Annotated in this window: 19 protein-coding genes; 8 read left to right on the forward strand and 11 right to left on the reverse strand. The window is 55.2% G+C overall.

Annotated elements, in window-relative coordinates:
- Positions 1–305 precede the first annotated feature (305 nt).
- Together putP and putA are read left to right on the forward strand one after the other, a co-directional pair.
- A complete protein-coding gene (gene putP / locus HXW73_RS10810; RefSeq protein WP_186253121.1) occupies positions 306–1,796 on the forward strand; it encodes a sodium/proline symporter PutP in 1,491 nt (496 codons plus the stop codon).
- 148 nt (positions 1,797–1,944) lie between these two features.
- Positions 1,945–5,610, forward strand: coding sequence for a bifunctional proline dehydrogenase/L-glutamate gamma-semialdehyde dehydrogenase PutA (putA, locus tag HXW73_RS10815; protein WP_186253122.1), 3,666 nt, complete (start codon positions 1,945–1,947; stop codon positions 5,608–5,610).
- Positions 5,611–5,851: 241 nt separating this feature from the next.
- Here the strand turns inward: putA and HXW73_RS10820 are convergent, their stop codons facing one another.
- The 4 genes from HXW73_RS10820 to HXW73_RS10835 form a co-directional block, all read right to left on the reverse strand.
- On the reverse strand, positions 5,852–6,460 hold the full coding sequence (locus HXW73_RS10820; protein WP_240538612.1) for a DUF1993 domain-containing protein: 609 nt from the start codon (positions 6,458–6,460) through the stop codon (positions 5,852–5,854).
- 23 nt (positions 6,461–6,483) lie between these two features.
- A protein-coding gene (locus tag HXW73_RS10825) for an IS3 family transposase (protein ID WP_446718981.1) occupies positions 6,484–8,054 on the reverse strand; the annotation gives its coding sequence in 2 pieces (ribosomal slippage) (positions 6,484–7,601 and positions 7,601–8,054; 1,572 coding nt in all).
- A gap of 162 nt (positions 8,055–8,216) precedes the next feature.
- The gene (locus HXW73_RS10830; protein WP_186253123.1) at positions 8,217–8,903 is read right to left on the reverse strand and encodes a hypothetical protein; all 687 of its coding nucleotides are present in this window, start codon (positions 8,901–8,903) and stop codon (positions 8,217–8,219) included.
- 112 nt (positions 8,904–9,015) lie between these two features.
- Positions 9,016–10,182, reverse strand: coding sequence for an SIR2 family protein (locus HXW73_RS10835; RefSeq protein ID WP_186253124.1), 1,167 nt, complete (start codon positions 10,180–10,182; stop codon positions 9,016–9,018).
- A 337-nt stretch (positions 10,183–10,519) separates the two neighbouring features.
- Here HXW73_RS10835 and HXW73_RS10840 point away from each other — a divergent pair.
- Positions 10,520–12,090, forward strand: a protein-coding gene (locus HXW73_RS10840; RefSeq protein ID WP_446718981.1) for an IS3 family transposase whose coding sequence is annotated in 2 segments (ribosomal slippage) — positions 10,520–10,973 and positions 10,973–12,090 — 1,572 coding nt in all. Because the reading frame shifts where the segments join, the coding sequence is not laid out codon by codon here.
- On the opposite strand, the gene HXW73_RS10845 is transcribed toward HXW73_RS10840, so the two are convergent.
- Complete coding sequence (locus HXW73_RS10845; RefSeq protein WP_186253125.1) at positions 12,041–12,697, reverse strand: hypothetical protein; 657 nt, start codon at positions 12,695–12,697, stop codon at positions 12,041–12,043. The two genes, HXW73_RS10840 and HXW73_RS10845, sit on opposite strands and share 50 nt — an antisense overlap.
- A 565-nt stretch (positions 12,698–13,262) precedes the next feature.
- Between HXW73_RS10845 and HXW73_RS10850 the strand changes: the two genes are divergently transcribed.
- Entirely contained in the window at positions 13,263–13,889 is a 627-nt protein-coding gene (locus HXW73_RS10850; protein WP_186253126.1) for an OmpW/AlkL family protein, read from the forward strand.
- A 68-nt stretch (positions 13,890–13,957) separates the two neighbouring features.
- On the opposite strand, the gene HXW73_RS10855 is transcribed toward HXW73_RS10850, so the two are convergent.
- Positions 13,958–14,290 carry a YqcC family protein gene (locus tag HXW73_RS10855; protein WP_186253127.1) on the reverse strand — a complete coding sequence of 111 codons (333 nt, stop codon included), beginning with the start codon at positions 14,288–14,290 and terminating at the stop codon, positions 13,958–13,960.
- A gap of 284 nt (positions 14,291–14,574) precedes the next feature.
- Between HXW73_RS10855 and HXW73_RS10860 the strand changes: the two genes are divergently transcribed.
- From HXW73_RS10860 to HXW73_RS10875, 4 genes are all read left to right on the forward strand, one after another.
- On the forward strand, positions 14,575–15,621 hold the full coding sequence (locus HXW73_RS10860; RefSeq protein ID WP_186253128.1) for a DUF3549 family protein: 1,047 nt from the start codon (positions 14,575–14,577) through the stop codon (positions 15,619–15,621).
- A 76-nt stretch (positions 15,622–15,697) separates the two neighbouring features.
- The gene (locus HXW73_RS10865; protein ID WP_186253129.1) at positions 15,698–16,138 is read left to right on the forward strand and encodes an ATP-dependent zinc protease family protein; all 441 of its coding nucleotides are present in this window, start codon (positions 15,698–15,700) and stop codon (positions 16,136–16,138) included.
- Between the two features lie 73 nt (positions 16,139–16,211).
- Entirely contained in the window at positions 16,212–17,120 is a 909-nt protein-coding gene (gene rimK / locus HXW73_RS10870) for a 30S ribosomal protein S6--L-glutamate ligase (RefSeq protein WP_186253130.1), read from the forward strand.
- Between the two features lie 88 nt (positions 17,121–17,208).
- Positions 17,209–17,655 carry a hypothetical protein gene (locus HXW73_RS10875; protein ID WP_186253131.1) on the forward strand — a complete coding sequence of 149 codons (447 nt, stop codon included), beginning with the start codon at positions 17,209–17,211 and terminating at the stop codon, positions 17,653–17,655.
- Here HXW73_RS10875 and HXW73_RS10880 read toward each other — a convergent pair.
- The 5 genes from HXW73_RS10880 to sufC are packed head-to-tail and all read right to left on the reverse strand — an operon-like array spanning position 17,652 to position 22,296.
- Positions 17,652–18,293, reverse strand: coding sequence for a SanA/YdcF family protein (locus tag HXW73_RS10880; protein ID WP_446719009.1), 642 nt, complete (start codon positions 18,291–18,293; stop codon positions 17,652–17,654). The two genes, HXW73_RS10875 and HXW73_RS10880, sit on opposite strands and share 4 nt — an antisense overlap.
- Positions 18,294–18,351: 58 nt before the next feature.
- A complete protein-coding gene (gene sufT / locus HXW73_RS10885; RefSeq protein ID WP_186253133.1) occupies positions 18,352–18,921 on the reverse strand; it encodes a putative Fe-S cluster assembly protein SufT in 570 nt (189 codons plus the stop codon).
- 8 nt (positions 18,922–18,929) lie between these two features.
- Complete coding sequence (locus HXW73_RS10890) at positions 18,930–20,195, reverse strand: cysteine desulfurase (RefSeq protein ID WP_186253134.1); 1,266 nt, start codon at positions 20,193–20,195, stop codon at positions 18,930–18,932.
- 14 nt (positions 20,196–20,209) lie between these two features.
- On the reverse strand, positions 20,210–21,550 hold the full coding sequence (sufD, locus tag HXW73_RS10895; protein ID WP_186253135.1) for a Fe-S cluster assembly protein SufD: 1,341 nt from the start codon (positions 21,548–21,550) through the stop codon (positions 20,210–20,212).
- Positions 21,547–22,296: a Fe-S cluster assembly ATPase SufC gene (sufC, locus tag HXW73_RS10900; protein WP_186253136.1), complete on the reverse strand. Its 750-nt coding sequence runs from the start codon at positions 22,294–22,296 to the stop codon at positions 21,547–21,549. The genes sufD and sufC overlap by 4 nt, the downstream gene beginning before the upstream one ends.
- Between the last annotated feature and the right edge of the window lie 43 nt (positions 22,297–22,339).

The following is a 22,339-nucleotide window of genomic DNA, read 5'->3' on the forward strand; positions in this document are numbered from 1 at the left end:
TGTTACCAATACACTGGGCGGAAACGCGTCGCTGTTGACGCTTGGCGATGAGTGGACAGCTCATCAACGACAAACCAAAACTGCTGAACAGGGAACTACCTCATGGTCGAAAATAATACTGGGATCATTGCTGATAAACGTGCCATCAACCTTTCTGACACTATCTCCGGCGGGCGATCATTAGGCCTCGTAACGTGAATAGAAAACAGGGTTAATAAAAATAATGCGGATTACTACCGGGCATTCTCCGGTAACCGCGCAAACCGGGCGGAATTAACGCCGTCCTGACGAATTGGAGAAGTTTCATGGCTATTGGTGTTTGGATTAGTCTCATTGCGTACTTTGCGCTCATGGTTGGCATTGGCATTTATGCCATGCGCAAAGCCACCTCTTCCTCTGAAGATTACATGCTCGGTGGCCGGACCCTCAGTCCCAAAGTAGCGGCCCTGTCAGCCGGCGCATCGGACATGAGCGGCTGGTTGCTGCTGGGTTTGCCCGGGGCAATGTTCGTCTCTGGCTTGGGCTCCGCCTGGATCGGTATTGGTTTGCTCGTCGGGGCGTTATTCAACTGGATTCTGGTAGCTCCACGTTTACGTGAACAGACGGTTCATTATGGCAATGCGATCACCATTCCGGCTTTCCTGGCGAACCGCTTCCCGACACGGGCGCTTTCTCTGCGTACAGTGTCCGCCATCGTGATCGTCATCTTCTTCGCGGTCTACACAGCATCAGGCCTGGTCGCAGGCGGCAAGCTGTTTGAAAGCGCGTTTTCCGGCGTTTTCAACTTCGGTGACATGAGCAACTACGCCATGGGCGTCATGATCACTTTAGGCGTGGTGCTTATTTACACCGTTGTCGGCGGTTTCCTGGCCGTGAGCATGACGGACTTCGTGCAAGGCTGCATCATGATGCTGGCGCTGGTGATCATGCCATCGGTGGTGCTATTTGGCGAAGGGGGCGGCGGCTTCGATCAGGCGACTCAGACCCTGAATGAAGTCGATCCCACTCTACTGTCCTGGACGTCGGGACTGACCTTTATCGGATGGCTGTCTGCCGTGACCTGGGGCCTGGGCTATTTCGGCCAGCCGCACATCATTGTGCGCTTCATGGCCATCCGGACACTGAAAGATGTGCCGATTGCCCGCAACATTGGCATGGGCTGGATGCTTATCTCGCTGATCGGCGCCGTTTCGCTGGGCATCTTCGGCCGGGCCTACGCGATCCGTAATGGCATGGATATCGAGGATCCGGAAACGATCTTTATCGTCCTGGCGGACCTCCTGTTCCATCCGCTGATCACCGGTTTCCTCTATGCAGCGCTGCTTGCTGCGATCATGAGCACCGTTTCCAGCCAGCTACTGGTAGCATCTTCGTCATTGACTGAAGACTTCTATCGACTGTTCCTGCGCAAGAATGCGTCCGAAAAAGAGTCTGTTGCCATCGGCCGCGTCTGCGTGGTGCTGGTTGGCATTGTGGCAGCGGTTATTGCCTCTGACGAAAACTCCCAGGTTCTGGGGCTGGTCAGTAACGCCTGGGCAGGCTTCGGTGCGGCCTTTGGTCCGCTGATTATCCTGTCGTTGATGTGGTCACGCACCAACGGCAATGGTGCCATCGCCGGCATGGTCGTGGGTGCTGTCACCGTCATGGTCTGGATTTCACTGGGCTGGAACGCCGAGTTCATGGGTGGCCCGGGTGTGTACGAGATTATTCCAGGCTTCATCGCGTCCTTCATTGCCATCATGGTAGTGAGCAGCGCGACGGCCGATGCCGGGGAATATCAGCATATTACCCGCTAACAGGAGCACACAGGATACATTTAATGTATCGAGAGGGCTCCCCCGGGAGCCCTCTATTGGTTTGATCTTTTGTGCTTGCTTCTTAAAGAACGACGACATCTAACCGACTCAGCAATGCTACGTGTCGGCTAGCAAGGAGAGACCCAGTATGAACGAAGCCAATCCTCATCTGCATAGCGATGTGAAAGATCTGCGCTCACGCATTCGCACCCACTATGACGCCAATGAGGCAGATGTACTGCACGGGCTTGTCGAGCGTATCAAGCTGTCGGAGGATGACCGCAAGCAAGTCGCCGCCGTTGGCGCCAAGTACGTAGAGCGTGTCCGCAAGGAAAGGTCGCCCTCGATGATGGAGGCGTTCCTGGCCGAGTACGGGCTCTCGACCACTGAGGGCGTTGGCTTGATGTGTCTGGCAGAAGCGCTGCTGCGCGTGCCCGATGCGGAAACCATCGACGACCTGATCCACGACAAGATCGAGCCATCCGACTGGGGCGCCCACCTTGGCAAGTCTTCGTCATCGATGGTCAACGCCTCGACCTGGGCACTCTTGCTGACCGGCAAGGTGCTGGACGACGATCCCAAGGGGCCCACGCGGGCGCTGCGCGGCCTGGTGCGCCGCATGGGCGAGCCAGTGGTGCGTAAGGCGGTTGGCCAGTCGATGAAGATTCTTGGCCGCCAGTTCGTGCTCGGCCAGACCATCGAAGAAGGCATGAAGAATGCCCGCGAACTCGAGAAGCAGGGCTATACCTACTCCTACGACATGCTGGGCGAAGCGGCACGTACCGACGAAGACGCCGTTCGCTATCATGAAGCCTATGCCAAGGCGATTACCGCCATCGCCAAGCAAGCCAAGGGCGACGTGCGCGGGAGCCCTGGCATCTCGGTGAAGCTCTCGGCGCTGCACCCACGCTATGAATACACCCACCGCGACACGGTGATGGACGAACTGGTGCCACGCGCCAAGGAACTGGTGCAGCAGGCGGCCAAGGCCAATATCGGTTTCAATATCGACGCCGAAGAGCAAGACCGGTTGGATCTGTCCCTCGACGTGATCGAAGCCTTGATGGCCGACCCCAGCCTAGACGGTTGGGATGGCTTCGGGGTGGTCGTGCAGGCTTACGGGCGTCGCGCCGCGCCGATGATCGAGACCCTCTACGAACTGGCCGAGCGATACAACCGCAAGATCATGGTACGTCTGGTAAAAGGCGCCTACTGGGATACCGAGATCAAGCTGTCCCAGGAGATGGGTGTCAAGACTTTCCCTGTCTTCACCCGCAAGGTCAACACTGATGTCAGCTACATGGCCTGTGCCCAGATGCTGCTCGACCGGCGCGACCGCATCTATCCGCAGTTTGCGACCCACAATGCCCACACCTGTGCCGCCGTCGTCGAGATGGCAGGCGATGACAAGGACAGCTACGAGTTTCAGCGTCTGCACGGCATGGGCGAGTCGCTGCACCATATCGTCAAGGAGTCGGAAGGTACCCACTGTCGCATCTACGCCCCGGTTGGCGCCCACCGCGACCTGCTGGCCTATCTGGTTCGCCGCCTGCTGGAGAACGGCGCCAACTCCTCGTTCGTCAACCAGGTAGTGGATAGTTCGATTCCCCCGAGCGAAGTCTCAAAGGATCCCATCGAAGGGTTCAAGCAGCTCGGTAACGACGTCTCAAGCCCCTTGATCCGCCAGCCCAACGAGCTGTTCGAGCCTGATCGCAAGAACTCCAGGGGTTACCGCATCAACGAACCCGCCTCGATCCTGCCGCTGCTCGATGCGCGTGAAACCTTTGCCGACGCCACCTGGACCGCCGGCCCCATGCTGGTAGGCAGCCCGGCCCCCCAGGGCCCGGCGCGCGATGCTGTCTCCCCCGCCGACGGCTCGCGGGTGGTCGGCAAGGTACATGAGGCCACCCCGGAAGAGGTCGCCACCGCGCTCGACGCCGCCGGAGAAGGCTTCAAAGAGTGGTCAGCGCGCCCTGTGGCCGAACGCGCCGCAGTGTTACGCCGCACCGCTGATCTTTACGAGGAACACATCGCCGAGCTGACCGTGATCACCACCCGCGAAGCGGGCAAGATGATGTTCGACGGTATCGCCGAAGTGCGCGAAGCAGTGGATTTCCTGCGCTACTACGCCAACGAAGGCGAGCGGTTGGAAGCGGAAGAGCCCGGCAGCGCCCGCGGCATTTTTGTCTGCATCAGCCCGTGGAACTTCCCCTTGGCCATCACCACCGGGCAGATTGCTGCCGCCCTGGTGGCCGGTAACGCGGTGCTCGCCAAGCCTGCCGAGCAGACGCCTCTGATCGCCGCTCGTGCAGTTGAGCTGATGCGCGAAGCTGGCTTGCCGGAAGCTGCGCTGCAATTGCTGCCGGGCGACGGCCCGACGGTAGGCGGCCCGCTGACCAGCGATCCGCGGATTGCCGGTGTCTGCTTTACCGGCTCAACCCCGGTGGCGCAGATCATCCACAAGGCGCTGGCCGAGAATGCAGGGCCTGATGCCGTGCTGATCGCCGAGACCGGTGGTCTCAACTCCATGATTGTCGACTCCACGGCGCTCACCGAGCAGGCGGTACGCGATATCCTGATCTCCTCCTTCCAGTCGGCCGGTCAGCGCTGTTCGGCGCTGCGCATGCTGTATGTTCAGGAAGAGGCCCGCGACCGGTTGCTCAAGATGCTCTACGGTGCGATGGACGCGCTGACCATCGGTGACCCCTGGAATACCGACACCGACGTATCGCCGGTGATCGATGCCGATGCCCAGCAGGAAATCAGCGACTATGTAGCGACGAACGAGAAGAACGGCAAAGTGCTGAAGAAGCTGCCCGCGCCAGACACCGGTACCTTCGTCACCCCGGCGGTGGTCGAGGTTGGCGGCATCGAGGATCTCGAGCGTGAAATCTTCGGCCCGGTGCTGCACGTCGCCACCTTCAAGGCGCGGGATATCGACAAGGTGGTCGACGACATCAATGGCAAAGGCTACGGCCTGACCTTCGGCCTGCATACCCGCATCGACGACCGCGTGCAGCAGATCGTCGAGCGCATTCATGTTGGCAACGTCTACGTCAACCGCAACCAGATCGGCGCTATCGTCGGCTCCCAACCGTTCGGCGGCGAGGGGCTCTCGGGCACCGGGCCCAAGGCCGGTGGCCCGCTCTACGTGACGCGCTTCCGCCGCACCGCAGACGCAGAGCATGTTGAGGCGCCACAAGGAAAAGCCGTCTCACTGCCTGACCTCCAATCCACGCTTAATGGGCTGGATGCGCGCAACTGGGCGGCACGCACCAACCGGGTCGAAGTGTTGCGCAAGGCACTCTCTGGCAAAGGCGGTGTGATCCGCAAAGCGCTCAATGAGACGGCTGCGTTAGATATGACGCCACAGACACTGCCGGGGCCAACGGGCGAAAGCAACCGCCTGACGATGTACCCGAAGGGAGCCGTTCTGTGCCTAGGCCCGACCCTGGATATCGCCATCGCTCAAGCAGCGCAGGCCCTTGGTGCGGGCTGTGCAGCGATAGTGGCCGCACCCGGTGCCGAGCAGGCAGTGAAGCCGCTGATTGATGCCGGTGCGCCGGTGGCCGGGCTTGAAGGAAGCGTTTCAGCCGAGACACTGAGCGAGGTCAAAGGCATTGCGGCGGTCGCCGCCGCGGGCGACAGCAACTGGGCCCGCGAACTGCGCATTGCGCTGGCCAAGCGCGACGGCGCCATCATACCGCTCGAGACCCAGACCATCTCGCCGGATCGCTACGTGGTGGAACGCCATCTGTGCATCGACACCACTGCAGCGGGTGGTAACGCCAGCCTGCTGGCCACCGCCGAATAAGTCGGAGTGGTTGGTGCTTAGGAGGTGAGCGGCGGCTTGATGCCGCTCGCCCTCCGCACTAAGCAAAAGCGGGTCAATCTCTCAGCGATTCAAAAGCCACTACTCGTTAGTGGCTTTTTTTATCTAGCAGCCGAGTTTACGCCGTAATCCGGTGTTTTCTTGCACGTCCTGCTTTGCTCTGCATTGATTTCATTAGAAAATTTAGCAGGGATAAGGGCTGCCATATGTCATAACCAAGCTGTTAATCTTTAGGTATCGTTTCAGGTCGAATATAGGGAAACATGTGCGCTACGTAGTCAGCTTTTCCTAGCTCGACATTCTCACTGCGCAAAATTGAATAGGCGGTCATCAGGTGGAAATAAAATTGGGCTAGCGTCCAATCGCGGGCATATTGCTCGGCGGTAAGATCAAGAATCATACCGTTTGGAAGTTCGTGCGCAATTGGTTTATCGGCGTTTATATCTAGGGCGTTTGAGTCGAGGTCGTCAAGTAATGCAACGGTTTCATCAATCCGAGCTCGAGCATCCGCGAGCGAACCGGGACGCTCAACTGCATTTCGCCCTTCTTCGAGCAGTTCACCGATAGATTTGGGGAAAGCCTCTCCTTTAAGTCGGAATATCGCCTCTTGAGCCTGAACGCAGGCAAACCGAACCTGAGTCGATAGAGGAAACATGTCTGGCGCGAGACGCGCGGATAATAGCGCTTCCGCATCTGCTTTCGGCATTTGTTCCTGTGCCTTCTTCAACCAACTCAAGAGTGCTCTCAGCATTTGCGTATAGGTTGGGACGAGTAGCGTCGTTAATGACATGGATTTTCTTCCTTCTAAATTGATGGTGACGGTGATTTTCAACCCAGTTGTCCAAATGGCTGCCTCTAAGCAGCCTGTTTATTACGCTCGACTTCCTGCAGCTTGCCAGGGTTGAGCGCTACCGAACCGGGTACTTCCCAGTTTCGTGTGTTGCCTGACCAGCGCTGTGGATGTCGGCGCTTAGCTCTTTCATAAACCGCTTTGCGATGCTTAAGACGTTCTCGGTCGACACCTCGATGCCGATCAGCGGGTGTCACGTACCGAATGCCACTATGCAAGTGCTGTTCGTTGTAGGCTCGTTCGAACGTCAACATCCAGTCACGTACCGCGCTCAGCGATGCAAAGCCCTTTGTGGGCCACGCTGGACAATATTTGACGGTACGGAACAGCGCTTCCGAGTAAGGGTTGTCATTGCTCACTCTCGGTCGGCTGTAAGACATCAACATCCCTAACTCTGTTAACCTCGCTTTCAGTGTATAAGACGTCATCGGCGCGCCGTTATCCGAGTGCAACACCGGGGGCTGATGCCAGCATCCTTCTCTCAATAAGGCGCGTTCCAGCAGTTGTTTCGCCAACTCACCTGATTCCGCATCATGAACTTCCCAGGCGATGATTTTGCGACTGTAGATATCCATGATCAGGTAGAGATACCAGTGCTGACCACGCACAACGGAAGAACAAAAACTAATGTCCCAACTCCAGACTTGGTTCGGCCCGGTGGCCGTAAAGCTCGTCGGCTCAGGTACTGGGCGGCGTGGTTTCATTCGCCCTCGGTGGTGCTGCTGTTGGTGCTTTTTCAGTACCCGGTAGAACGACGACTCGGAAGCCAAGTAGGCCCCTTGATCTGCCAGTAACGGCACGATCTGAGACGGTGGTAGGCTCTGATACTCGGGGCGATTACAGGCGCTCAAAATGGCCTGTTCCTCCTCATGAGTCAGTTGATGCGGCTGACTGCCTTGTACCGCGTGTAGGCGCTGATCCTCAACCACTGCGCCACACGCAGAACGCCAGCGTTTCAGCGTGCGCTCGCTCACGTCTATCATCGCCGCTGCTTTATAGCGGGAAGCGCCCCCTGTTACCGCTTCATCAAACAACGCAATGAGCCTTGCACGTTCCTCAAGCGGCGTCAGTCGTCCTCGCCGCTGTTCGGGTCTTCGCCGTACAAGGCGTCGAGCTTTTTTGAGAGCACCAGCAACGATGTCGTTTCCGCTAAGGCTCTGTCTTTGCGGCGTACTTCTGCTTTGAGCTGTTTGATCGTTTTACGGTCTTCTTTACGCTGTTTTTGTGCCGTTTTTGCTTGGTCTTCTTGTTGGCCAGCGCCTTGGAGACAAGCGGCTTTCCACTGCTGGATCTGCTCGGGATAAAGGCCTTTTTCGCGGCAGTAAGCACCAAGCTCTGTTTCTGACAGGGTGGCGGTTTCGATGACCACGGCAAGCTTGGCGTCAGGCGACCACTCGTTGTCGCTTTGGGTGTAACCCGGCACAGGCACTCCTTTTTCTCGACACTGTTTTAACCAACTATACAGCGTCGCGTCAGAGATGCCTTCTTCAGTGGCGACAGATACCACACTGCGATTATGGGGTGGCAACAACTTTTTCAGTACAACAGCTTTACGCTCTTTAGAATAACGTGGCACACGTACTCCATGCCGCTCCCTCTGGATTTAATTTAGGCAATATCGCCAACCGGACAACTAGGCTGACAGAGGGGGGTGACATGACGCCCGCATTTGCGGTTGGTTTGGAGCGCAGTGGAAAACCAGTCCGACAACATGCGCTTGTTAAGTGACCTCGCCGCGTTATTTATTTATTGTGTTCGGTTCAGGGGTTTCATTGCAGGCTTGTATATAAGCAGGATCTTGCTTACTCCATGCCGACAAGATAGGACCAACTTCTACTATTTGGTCAGGTATACAGCACTGATTCTTTCTGAGCCAGGAATATGCCTGATCTCTTATGCGCCAACAATGCAGCAGCAAATCTATCAACAATAGCTGTGCCTCTGGTATAAATTTTCCACCTAGAAGCGGGATTCCTCGGGGTACAGGGTGACCTCCCTTTTCACAGTGATTTTTGTAATCCTCAGAAAGAAATCTTCCTTTAGAATTTTTACGAAGTTGCGCAGGAGAAAACGTTTTCATTCGCTCTTTATCGGTGCTGCTTAGCCATTTATCAATATCCGCATACCCGTTTTCAAAGGTCCATGTTAAATATTCAATTTCTACTATTTGCCGCAACAAAGCCGCACCAGCATAATGTTCTTTCGTAGAAAGCATCCTTGCTGAAGCTATTCCCAGCTCCCCACACATCTGCAAAACGCTTCCCCAATAGCGTAAGGAATCGCCCAATTTACCCTCAACTATAGCATGGGCCATTTCGACGCCAGATTCGTTTATTAGAGAGGTAACCTTAATTGCTGTTCTGCTTCTTAAAGACCAAAGCTCGGGTCCGCCAACGTCCATTTCCTTTTCGCTATTATTCGCCATACGGCCTCCTACTAACCAAAGTGCTCGACAACCACTATCCACTTAACGCCCGCATTTGCGGCTGGTTTGGAGCGCAGCGGAGAACCAGTCCGACAAAATGCGCTTGTTAGGCCTATCTTGATTGGCTAAAAATAAACTCGACTGCATCCATAGAAAAACCATCTGTATAGACATCTGCTTTGTCGTAATCAATAAATCGGTACCTTTCGATTAATTCATCTTTGCTTTTTTTGTCCGTCCTATAGTCGACAAGCTTTACGTGGTTCTTATTCCAATCTAAAAGTGGTTGATCCCAAGCCACTTCTTGGAAATTGGCTATAATTCTATAGAGGAGAATTCGAAGATAATCGTCGTGTAAAGGCAGAGAGAACCCAATGATTGATACACCCAAATTCATACCGCCAGCACGACCCCAACCCCACCAGAAATCCATAAACGGATTTGCATAAACAATTTTCATATGAGAAGGAGAGAGTATCATTGGAACCGCAGGTGGATCGTAATTTCCGTAAAAGCGATCCATGTTCTTTAATCTGTAAATATTAAGTAACGGATCATCTTCATTCCTTGGCCCATCAACTAGCGAATAGTGGCCATACTTATCATTATTATTGAAAATGGGATCGTTAGGTGCCCCATCTACACCTTGTTTTTTAAAAGCCTCTAAGCCATGAAGGTAAGATTTATTACTGAACCAATCCAAAGAACCATGCAGCTTTAAGATCGTAACCTCGTCTCTGGAATCATCAACAGTATTAAACCCGTCACCAATCTTGCTGTATCGATTCGGGAACAGCCTGTAAGGCTTACCAACATGCTCAAGAGCTCGCTCAAGAACAACGTCATAATTTAGCGTTATAACAATATCGTTTACTGACAATTTCTTAGCAAATTCATAATACTCTTGCGGTAAGGCATCCTTACTCGGTGTTCTCTCATGAATTACCTGCCCAATGAACCTTTTTACAAATAGCTGGGCTGCATTGCCGTGCTCACTTAAGGTATCGCTCCCCTCTAACCCAAGAAAATGCTCGATATCGAGATAGGACATAAACCCTTCTAGATCTATGCTATCAATAGTCAGCTCAACACCATCACTTCTTTTTCGGTAATCTATATAGTCCTGAATTGACCAGTGAAAACGATTGTCTTTTCCATGCAACCGTTCTACTCGCCTGACAACTTCTGGATACAACTCTGTCGCGGTAGGAAGCCCAGCAGGAACAGAAAAACCAGCCCCGAGCACAAAAATTCGAAATCCAGGATGTTCTTTACTCAACCCAGCACCCTCTCTATTTTTGAAATATCAACCAAAGCCTACTTGAGCATTTTTCCCTTCAATTTTTTCCCGATCCTCTCCATGACTCGTTGGGGCCTAACGCCTGAATTAAGCCGCGCCGCGAAGCGGCGTCGGCTTGAATGAATTGTTAGGCGCCTCAATCAAGGCGTTCCATTTCCTGAAGAATTTCGCGCAACGCATTTTCAAGCTCAATCGATGCGGTTAGTAGAACTTGGACTCGATCATCGTCACGAGACACTGCCCCCCTCTGTCAGCCTAGTTGTCCGGTTGGCGATATTGCCTAAATTAAATCCAGAGGGAGCGGCATGGAGTACGTGTGCCACGTTATTCTAAAGAGCGTAAAGCTGTTGTACTGAAAAAGTTGTTGCCACCCCATAATCGCAGTGTGGTATCTGTCGCCACTGAAGAAGGCATCTCTGACGCGACGCTGTATAGTTGGTTAAAACAGTGTCGAGAAAAAGGAGTGCCTGTGCCGGGTTACACCCAAAGCGACAACGAGTGGTCGCCTGACGCCAAGCTTGCCGTGGTCATCGAAACCGCCACCCTGTCAGAAACAGAGCTTGGTGCTTACTGCCGCGAAAAAGGCCTTTATCCCGAGCAGATCCAGCAGTGGAAAGCCGCTTGTCTCCAAGGCGCTGGCCAACAAGAAGACCAAGCAAAAACGGCACAAAAACAGCGTAAAGAAGACCGTAAAACGATCAAACAGCTCAAAGCAGAAGTACGCCGCAAAGACAGAGCCTTAGCGGAAACGACATCGTTGCTGGTGCTCTCAAAAAAGCTCGACGCCTTGTACGGCGAAGACCCGAACAGCGGCGAGGACGACTGACGCCGCTTGAGGAACGTGCAAGGCTCATTGCGTTGTTTGATGAAGCGGTAACAGGGGGCGCTTCCCGCTATAAAGCAGCGGCGATGATAGACGTGAGCGAGCGCACGCTGAAACGCTGGCGTTCTGCGTGTGGCGCAGTGGTTGAGGATCAGCGCCTACACGCGGTACAAGGCAGTCAGCCGCATCAACTGACTCATGAGGAGGAACAGGCCATTTTGAGCGCCTGTAATCGCCCCGAGTATCAGAGCCTACCACCGTCTCAGATCGTGCCGTTACTGGCAGATCAAGGGGCCTACTTGGCTTCCGAGTCGTCGTTCTACCGGGTACTGAAAAAGCACCAACAGCAGCACCACCGAGGGCGAATGAAACCACGCCGCCCAGTACCTGAGCCGACGAGCTTTACGGCCACCGGGCCGAACCAAGTCTGGAGTTGGGACATTAGTTTTTGTTCTTCCGTTGTGCGTGGTCAGCACTGGTATCTCTACCTGATCATGGATATCTACAGTCGCAAAATCATCGCCTGGGAAGTTCATGATGCGGAATCAGGTGAGTTGGCGAAACAACTGCTGGAACGCGCCTTATTGAGAGAAGGATGCTGGCATCAGCCCCCGGTGTTGCACTCGGATAACGGCGCGCCGATGACGTCTTATACACTGAAAGCGAGGTTAACAGAGTTAGGGATGTTGATGTCTTACAGCCGACCGAGAGTGAGCAATGACAACCCTTACTCGGAAGCGCTGTTCCGTACCGTCAAATATTGTCCAGCGTGGCCCACAAAGGGCTTTGCATCGCTGAGCGCGGTACGTGACTGGATGTTGACGTTCGAACGAGCCTACAACGAACAGCACTTGCATAGTGGCATTCGGTACGTGACACCCGCTGATCGGCATCGAGGTGTCGACCGAGAACGTCTTAAGCATCGCAAAGCGGTTTATGAAAGAGCTAAGCGCCGACATCCACAGCGCTGGTCAGGCAACACACGAAACTGGGAAGTACCCGGTTCGGTAGCGCTCAACCCTGGCAAGCTGCAGGAAGTCGAGCGTAATAAACAGGCTGCTTAGAGGCAGCCATTTGGACAACTGGGTTGAAAATCACCGCTGCCGGCTCTGCGTGAGTCATGCGCGACGAAAGCAGCCTCAGTGCGCTGTCACGCACTGTGAGTACCAAACGACGGTTATCAATACTCAAGAAGGCATTGGCGGTACTAGCGGCAGCAGAGTACTGCCCAAACTGTTCCATTAGCTTACTCTGGTTGTCCATAAAAGCTGATTCAACAAGCGCAGCATCACCTGCGAGAGTTGTTTCAGCATGAACGATAACAGATGTATCAAAGCCAGTGTGTGCGTCAAGGAGTCCAAATAGCGCATTGAATTTTCGCTCTGCCATTCTCAGCGCTAGTGATTTCTTCACATCTTGAGTCGCTTTTACGCGCTCAGCTTCTGCAATCAAACTTACCTTGTAAGTCTCGATATCTCGTTGAAGCTGTGCGGAGTGCTCGGCCAGCTCCTTGTTTAAATCTTTCTTAAGGGTTTCTATCTCACTAAGCATGGATCTGGACAGTACTTGCTTCAGCTTTTCTCGGTAGTAATAGCCAATAAAACTTGCAAGAACCAAAAACAAAGGAGTAGCTCTTGCCAGATCGTCTAGGAAACTCACAATTTGGCTCATCAGTGTCAATCCTGCAGAAGTGTTACGAGGCGCCTAACAGTTTATTCATACGCATGCGCGTTTTTCCGGGGAACCCAATCCCACCGAACCCACAAGGTATTGATAGCAATAAAAAATTATCATTCTTCACTCAAAAGCACGCTAGAAAAATGCGCACGCGCATTATCATTGCTGACTATCTTTTCGCATTGCCTACAAACATGAACGCATTCTTCACAACTCACTGTTTTAATTGTTTTTTATGAAATATTCCGGAAAATTTGGGCATGCCTATTGTTGAGCGTACCAGAAAAACACGCATCACAAACTAAAAATACTTCGTGTGACCGTGCATACATCGATCCCGAAGGGGGTAACCCAAATGACCATCAGCCAGCGCCTGAGCTCGACCTCCCTGGGCACCACCCTTCCCCAATCTCGCTCGTCTAACAACCCTTGCCCTGGATCAATAATCCACTCCCTGGATCTCGTTACACTGGGTACATCGTTAAGCGGCTATCGAATAGCCGTCCAGCGTTGCAACGAGTCGTTTGAAACTGTCTGTTTTAACATCAGGAGTGATCCCATGCGTAAAGCCGCCCTGCCTACCCTACTTGTATCCACCGTTGCCGCTGCGGCGTTGATAACCAGCAGCCAGGCATTCGCTTACGGCGCGGGTGATTTCTTTACCCGCGCTGGTGTTGCCAAAGTCGCCCCGAAAAGCGACAACGGCTCACTGAATAACGGTGCACTGTCCGTGGATGTGCAGGATGAAACCGATTTCGCGTTCACCTTGGGCTATCGCTTCCTCGATAACGTCGGCGTGGAGCTATTGGCGGCGCTGCCGTTCGAGCACGATATCCATTTGAATGGCGGTAATATCGCATCCACCAAGCACTTGCCGCCCACCCTAACGCTGCAGTACTACCCGCTGGGCGGCACTCAGTCCCGGGTACAGCCTTACGTGGGTGCGGGTGTTAACTACACCCACTTTTCCGATGAAAAGCTGACGATTGGTGATTTAGACCTGGATGACTCCTGGGGTGCGGCGGGCCAGGTAGGTGTTGACCTGCTTATTGATGACCACTGGGCGCTGAACGCGGCGGCTTGGTACATCGACATTGATACCGATGCCAGCGTTAACGGTGCGGCGGCAGGCACCGTTGAGATCGACCCTCTCGTGGTCATGGGTGGCCTCAGCTATCGCTTCTAGGCTGATAGTCCCCTCAGACGTTATCCACAAAGCCTGCCTTGCGGCAGGCTTTGTTTTTACTGCGGCCTTCAGTTTTCAGTGACGACCTTATCCACTCTCTCCACAGCCCGCACAACGAGCAACTGGTGATGGGCGGGTGTTTTCTCCTGCTGCAAATAGGCCGCCACGGCGGGCGCTACCTCGCACTTGGCGGGCATCGGCCCACCGGCTTCAGCCAGCGACTCCAGACGGGCGATAAACACAAAGCGCAACCACTGGAGCAGCGACATTGTATCGACACAGAACGGCTGCTGGCTGGAAAAAGCCGCTGCCTCCGGGGTTGGCATACGCCATAGGTCAGCGGCCTTTAGCGTCGCTTCAAGGTCAAGAAGCGCGGTATGAAGCTCGCGATGTGCGCCCATAAACCACCTATGTTAGATCAGATATTTAAAAGGCATTATCCCAACTCTATGGCTGAGTTGCCACTCAACCACCGAGATCTTCGTTATTCACAGATTCACAGAAAACCTGCAAGAGACTGTGGATAAGCTATGGAAAGGTATCGCATCCGCGTTCCCCATGCGGGTTGGCGATGACTGTTTAATTTTTAACCAAACAGTAAAAAAGCCGTGATATTATCAATGCCTACGGCTGACAGGCTGCTATCCGCAAGGTAGAGTGCAGGCTTGCAATGGGAAAGGACGTTATGCAGCCAATTCACACCCTCGACGAGTTTTTTCAGCGCAGCGGCGCCAGTGTGTCGCTTTATCATATGGGACGGCGCGTTACCCCGTGCCCTATTGATGTACTTCGCCAGCTGGAAAATGCCCAGAGCCCATGGCCTGCTCCCTGGCAAGGCCAGGCGCGCGTGGCCTTTGTGTTTCGTCTGGGGGATATGCCCGAACCGGCGATCTGGTTTCTGGCCCTGCCGCTGGATGAGGAAGGCTACCTGGTGCCCGCCCAGCGCGATGCGTTTCTGAATCGGCTGGTTGAAACCCTGGGCCGCAACGTCTCGCAATTAGGCCAAGCGGGTGACCCGGAGGTTGATAACCTGATGAAGGAGAACCCGCTCGCCTTTACCCCGAGCGCCCCTTTTCAGGCAATGCTTAATGCCCGGGCAACCCATGCGTTTGACTTGCCTGCAAGCCAGCATTTTGAACCCGTCGACGCTTACCTCCGTGATCCACAGGCGCTAGACTGGCAACAGTTGGGGCTACAAGGTGTCGCCGATGTGGTAGTCCGGCTTGGTGAAGAGACGGCGGAACGACTCGCCACACAGCTCGCCCGTTTGCCCACAGAGGTTGCTCAGGCATTTTGCCTTTGTCTGGAGCATCAGCCTCTGCCCAGCAGCTTGGTCGCCGCATTGCGCCAACGGGGTGAAAAAGCCATCATTGCAGGTAATCTTGAAATGCTATGTGCCTGCGTGCGCGCCGTCGGAGCGACAGACACCGACGAAGTAGGCAACTGGTATGCTGAATTGCTCCGCGACGAGACCACCAGTGGGCCCGACGTACTGGCGGCGATGGCAGGAAGGGGCTGGTCACATCTGGAAGACGGCGAACGTCTGCCGCTTTTCCTATCGCGCCTGGCCGATGACGAACGAACCGATTTTATTGCTATGGTAAAAGACTTGGCTCTGATTCCCCGGCTACGCTTGCCAATACTGATGGCGCTGCGTGACGCACCGGAAGGCTCAATAATCCACGCCCGCGTGGCTGAACTGTCGGCCAATAGCGGCCACCCCCTGGGTTGATTACTGATGATGCTAAGGAACGCCCGATGAACGTGAAGAGCGCTATCGTTAATCCTCGGCTTCCTAAGGAGTGGTTTTGAAAGAACTCCCTTACCAGGCCAAAGCGGTTATTGGCCGTCGTGAAATGGTCTATTTGCCGGATCTGGCACTTCATCTGTGCTGCAAAGCAGACACGGGTGCGCGTACCTCGGCACTGCACGCTGAGGAGATCGAGACCCATGAAGACGAAGATGGTCAGCTATGGGTCAGTTTTATTACCCATAGTGGCGGGCCTGACACCCCTGCGCACCGACTGAAGGTGCATTTGCACGATCGCCGACGGGTGACCAGCTCGAACGGGCACGCTGAATGGCGTTATGTGATCCGCACCCCAATGCGCCTGGGCGACCTTAACTTTCCGGTTGAGCTAAGCCTGGCGGACCGCAGTAATATGCGACACCCCATGCTACTGGGACGCCGTGCGATGCGCCGTTTGCTGGTGGCACCGGGCGCTGCGTTTTTACACGGCGAACCTTAAGTTTGTTAACATTCCACGCTAGTTTTCCACTTCCTCTTTCATTACGCCCCTTCGACTAGGATTGGAGTTTCGCATGCACATCGCTTTGCTTTCCCGTAATCGCAACCTCTACTCCACACGCCGCCTGGTGGAAGCGGCCGAAGGTCGTGGACACACTGCGCGAGTGGTCGACACCCTGCGCTGCTACATGAGTATTGCCTCACACCACCCGTCGATTCACTATAAGGGGCAGGAAATCGAGCCTTTTGACGCGGTGATCCCGCGGATCGGCTCCTCCGTCACCTTTTATGGCTGCGCGGTGCTCCGCCAGTTCGAAATGATGGGCACTTACGTTATCAACGATAACGTCTCGATTACGCGTTCAAGGGATAAGCTGCGCTCGCTTCAGTTGCTGTCACGCAAAGGGTTAGGGCTTCCCATTACCGGCTTTGCCCACTCGCCGGACGATATTCCCGACTTGATCACCATGGTAAAGGGCGCCCCGCTGGTCATTAAGCTGCTGGAAGGCACCCAGGGCATTGGCGTGGTATTGGCTGAAACCAATCAGGCGGCGGAGTCAGTTATTCAGGCCTTTATGGGCATGAAAGCCAACATTATGGTGCAGGAGTACATCAAGGAAGCGCGCGGTGCCGATATCCGCTGTTTCGTGATCGGCGATAAAGTCGTCGCCTCCATGAAGCGCCAGGCGGCCGACGGTGAATTCCGTTCGAACCTGCACCGCGGCGGCACTGCCAGCGTCATCCGGATTACGCCTGAAGAGCGCTCCACCGCTATCCGCGCGGCCAAAGCCATGGGTTTGCGGGTTGCCGGTGTCGATTTGCTGCGTTCCAATCATGGTCCGGTGATCATGGAGGTGAACTCCTCTCCCGGCTTGCAGGGCATCGAAAGCGCCACGGGCAAAGACATCGCCAGCATGATTATTGAACACATCGAAAAAAATGCCATGCCGGCGCGTAAAGCACCGCCCAAGCCGAAAGGTTAACCGGTCTGCGCAAAAATAATTCGTCAAGGGGGTGGCAAATCTAGCGCGCCCCCGCCACAATCTGCGTCACCGAAGGAGGTAGACGCTCATGTTTCTCGACAATCGCCAAGTGGCGATGGACAGCGCATTGGAAGCGCTGGCCGATAGCATTGATTATTTCCAGGACAATATAGAACGCCTGCGCCCTTCCCTGCGCGAGGCATTGAAGCCGCATTACGCCGCACGCCTAGAATCCATGCACCAGTTGCAAGACCTGGCTCGGACACATCTGAAGATGCTGCCCCGCGACGCTGACGTTGAGCGAGACGACTTTTTATGGCTTTGGAGCCGTCTGAAAAGTTTTGTCGGCAACGACAGTCAAGTGCTGATCAATGAGCTGCTGGAGCAGGAACGTGTCTTGATGCAGGCGTTGTCAACGCTCTTCACCCATCCGCTACCCGACCCCATTGAGCCGGTGATCGAAGAGTGCATGAAGGGCTGTCGTCAGCTGATCCGCGAGCTATACGAGCTGCAAAAACGCAAGTCACGCCGCTAATCCGTGCGCTCGGGTAAGGTTTGAATAGGCTCAGGTGGGCCTAGGAAGTAGGGCTCGCGCCCCCAGATATACAAATCACCGAGCGTTGCCACTCTGGCTGCCCACTCACGCATCAGAACGTGCCAGCCCCCCGCTCCATCGCGCTCTTCAGCGACACAGCCAGTCACCTGCATACCCAACGCTTGGGCGATGTATATCGCTCTGGGTAAATGCCAGTCTTGGGTAATCAATACCGCCTGGTCTAGCTGAAAAACATCACGTGCCCTTGCCAGGGTGTCGTAGGTACTAAAGCCAGCAAAGTCCATGGTCAGTTTTTCAGGGGCTACGCCACGCCGGGACAAGTCTCGCCACATGGCGCGCGGTTCATTATAGGCATGGGTCCGGTTGTCGCCGGAGAGTAGCAGGTGCTGTACTTTTTGCTGGTCAACCAGTCGGGCAGCAGTGCGCATTCGCGCATGGAAGTGAGGGTTGCGCATGCCGCTGCGTGTCCAGTTCGACGTGCCAAACACCACCCCGACCTCGGCGGGTACACACTGGGAAAGTTGTTCATGGATATAAGGGGCCGTTCGTCCCAGGATCCATAGATTGCCACCCACAAATAGCAATGTCGCCAGCAGCAACAAGGCTCCCAGCGACATTAACATGCGCGATATCCATCTGATCAGCGGTATACGCATCTAGCATGCCGTCCCGCCGTTAGAACATACCCAGCTCAAGCTTCGCCTCTTCGCTCATCATGTCACGGCTCCAGGGCGGGCTGAAGACAATTTCGGTATGCACCTTGCTAATTTGCGGCGCGCCCAAGATCTTGTTACGCGCGTCGGTAGCAATCACATCCCCCATACCACAGCCAGGGGCGGTCAGCGTCATACGAATGGTCACCATCCGTTCACCGCTGATCAGTCGCTCGATTCGGCAGCCGTAAACAAGCCCCAGTTCAACGATATTGACGGGAATCTCCGGGTCAAAGCATGTCCGCAACTGATCCCAGACGAACTGTTCAATTTCGTCTTCCGTGGCGTCTTCGTGCAGCGTTGGTCGAGGCAGTGGAGGAAGCCCCAGCGCATCAAGGTTACTGCCTTCAATCAAGAATAAACGCCCCTCAAAGCCGACGCTCACCGTACTGCCCTTGGCCTGCATGACACTTACGACGCTATCTTCCGGCAGCTGCTCGGTGCTGCCAAACGGTATCGCGATCGCTTCCACATCACGCTGAAGCGGTAAACTTTGTCCGCGCTGCAAACTGGCTACTTGCTCGATATCCATAAGCTCCCTTAGCGCACCATACCAATAACGCGGTTGAGCGCCGCTACAAACGTCTCTACCTCTTCAAGGGTATTATACGCAGCAAATGACGCTCGGCACGTGGCTTCTACCCCAAAGTGATGCAGGAGCGGTTGAGCGCAGTGATGCCCGGTGCGGATCGCCACGCCCAACTGGTCGATCAACAGACCAATATCCTGGGCATGTACCCCGTCAACCACGAAGGACAGCACGCCTGCCTTGTTCGGTGCGGTACCCAGAATACGTAGCCCTTCTACCTGGCTGACCGCCTGGGTGGCATGATCAAGCAATACGCCTTCCCAGGCACTAATCGCCTCGACCCCGACGCCTTCCATCCACTCCAGAGCGCGACCCAAGGCAATGACTTCGGCAATCGCCGGCGTACCCGCCTCGAACTTGTGCGGAATAGCCGCAAAGGTAGTGCCGACGTCAAAGGAAACGGTGTCGATCATCTCACCGCCACCCTGCCAGGGGGGCATCGCTTCCAACAGCGCTTTTTTGCCGTAAAGAACGCCAACGCCGGTAGGCCCGTAGACCTTATGCCCCGAGAAGGCATAGAAATCGGCATCGATGTCCTGCACGTCAACCCGTTGATGCGGCGCCGCCTGGGCGCCATCGATGAGGATCAAGGCGCCAAACTGATGCGCCAGCGCCGCCATCTCTTTAACGGGGTTGATCGTACCCAGGGCATTAGACACGTGGTTGACGGCCACCAGCTTGGTGCGCTCGCTCAACAGGTCCCGGTAGGCGTCCATATCCAGTGCGCCGTGCGTGTCGACAGGGATGACCTTGATGGTAAACCCACGCTCGGCCGCCAACAGCTGCCAAGGCACGATATTGGAATGGTGTTCCAGCATCGAGATCAACACTTCGTCGCCCGGCTGCAACTGGGTACGCCCCCAGCTTTGCGCTACCAGGTTAATCGCCTCGGTGGTACCCCGCGTAAAGATGATCTGACGCGCGTCTTCCGCGTTGAGAAACCCTTTAACCCGCTGACGCGTACCCTCAAACGCTGCGGTGGCCTCATCCGCCAGGGTATGCAGACCACGATGAATATTGGCGTTGTAGCGCGAATAGTAATCGCTGAATACATCTATCACTGACTGCGGCGTCTGACTGGTCGCCGCATTATCGAGATAGATTAGCGGCTTGCCGTTAACTTCACGACCCAGCACCGGGAATTCCCGGCGCAGCGCGGCCACATCAAAGCGTGCGCTGTCTTGCTCCAAGGGCGTCTCAATCACGGTATGGGGCATCGATAGCTCCTTGATTAGTCGTTGAGCGAAACCGCTGCTTCTACCAACCCGGCAAGGTTGAAACGCTCTGGTAATTTACCGGCGACGGCAAGCTCCACACGCTCCGCCACGGCATCCAGCGCCACCTGATCCAATACTTCACCGGCAAACGCCAGCGTCAGCAAGCCGCGAGCGGTCGCTTCATCGATTCCCCGGGTGCGCAGCGCGTAGATGGCTTCATCATCGAGCTGGCCGGTGGTGGTGCCGTGGGAGCACTTGACGTCGTCCGCATAGATTTCAAGCTCAGGCTTGGCATCGATGTGAGCGCGGTCGGAAAGCAGCAGGTTCTGATTGCTCTGGAAACCTTCTATCTTCTGGCTGTCACGCTTGACGTATACCTTGCCGTTAAACACGCCGTGGGCACGGTCATCCAGAATGCCCTTGTAGTTCTCGTTGGAGAACGTCAGCGGCGCATTGTGATTGACCTTGGTGTGGTTATCGACGTGCTGGCGACCCTGGCCAAAGAACAGCCCAAGGAAATTGGTTTCTGCGCCCTGACCGTTCAGGTCACTGATCAGGTCGTTACGCACCAGCGCACCGCCCAGGTTCAGATTGTAGGAGCTGTAGCGCGTGTCGCGACTTTGTTCTACGTGGATACTGGCCACGTGCATATCGCCAAGCGGTGCTTCCTGAAGCTTGTAATGGTTCAGAATCGCACCACGATCAAGCATCAGCTCAGCCACCACGTTGGTGAAATTCGCCGCGTCGGTTTCGCCAGCATAATGCTCAATCAGCGTCGCTTCGCTGCGTCCGCCCGCTTCCACCAGGATACGTGGATGGCTCATCACTGGCGTGCCTGCACGGGAAAGGAACTGTAGCAGGATGGGCTTTTCCACTACCGTACCTGGTGCGATACGCACCACGGCACCCTCTTCCATAAACGCCGTATTGAGTGCCGCGAAGGCGGAAAAATCTACGCTCGTCAGGCGACCCAGCGGCCCGCCAACGGCTTCATGATTGTCGACCAGCGCCTTAGAAAGCGGCAGAACCTGAACGCTATCGGGCAATGCATCCAGATCGGAAAGCGCTGATGAAAAGACACCGTCAACAAACGTCAGCCGGTAAGCATCCAGGGGTAGCGTCAACGCGGCTGCCTGAGCCTGGGAGAACTCGGCGCTTTCCGCTAGGGCAAAATTGCCCTGGGCAATAGCGCGAACATCAGTGTATTTCCACTCTTCATCACGACGCGTGGGGAAGCCAATCGCCTCGAAGCGTGCCGCGCCAGCCTGACGACGAGCTGCAATCCAGGTCGGCTCAGCGTCGCGCTGTTGGCTACGCGCGTTCAGCGTGTCCAAGAACGTTTGCGTGTCGCTCATGCCGCAGACTCCTCAATACCTTCGTACCCGTTTGCTTCCAGCTCTTTGGCAAGTTCTGCATCGCCGGTTTTGACAATGCGCCCGTCGACCAGCACGTGAACCTTGTCCGGCACGATGTAATCGAGCAGGCGCTGGTAGTGGGTGACCAGCAGAATCGCGCGGTCTTCGGCGCGCAGGCTGTTGACCCCGTCGGCAACGACTTTCATGGCGTCGATATCAAGCCCCGAATCGATCTCGTCAAGCATGGCGAGCTTGGGTTGAAGCACCAGCATTTGCAGGATTTCGTTGCGCTTTTTCTCGCCGCCGGAGAAACCTTCGTTGACCGCACGCTGCAGAAAGCTGGCATCCATCTTCATCAGGCCCAGCTTCTCTTTTACAAGTTTCATGAACTCGGGCGCTGGCAACTCGTCCTCACCCCGCGCGACGCGCTGGGCGTTGAGCGCTGCTTTGAGCAGGTAGATATTTTTCACCCCGGGGATCTCAACCGGGTACTGGAAACCCAACAGCAGGCCTGCCTGGGCGCGCTCTTCGATTTCCATTTCCAGCACGTCCTGACCTTTGAAGGTTATGCTGCCCTGGGTGACTTCGTAGCCATCCTTCCCGGCAATCACAGCCGACAGCGTGGATTTACCCGCGCCGTTGGGGCCCATCAAGGCATGCACTTCACCCTCGTTGATCGTCAGGCTAAGGCCTTTAAGAATCTCGCTGCCTTCGACGGTGACGTGTAAATCTTTAACTTCCAACATAATAAAAACCCTTCAAATGCTTACAGATCGCTTCCGCGACGCT

This window comes from Halomonas sp. SH5A2 (assembly GCF_014263395.1).
Classification (GTDB): Bacteria; Pseudomonadota; Gammaproteobacteria; order Pseudomonadales; family Halomonadaceae; genus Vreelandella.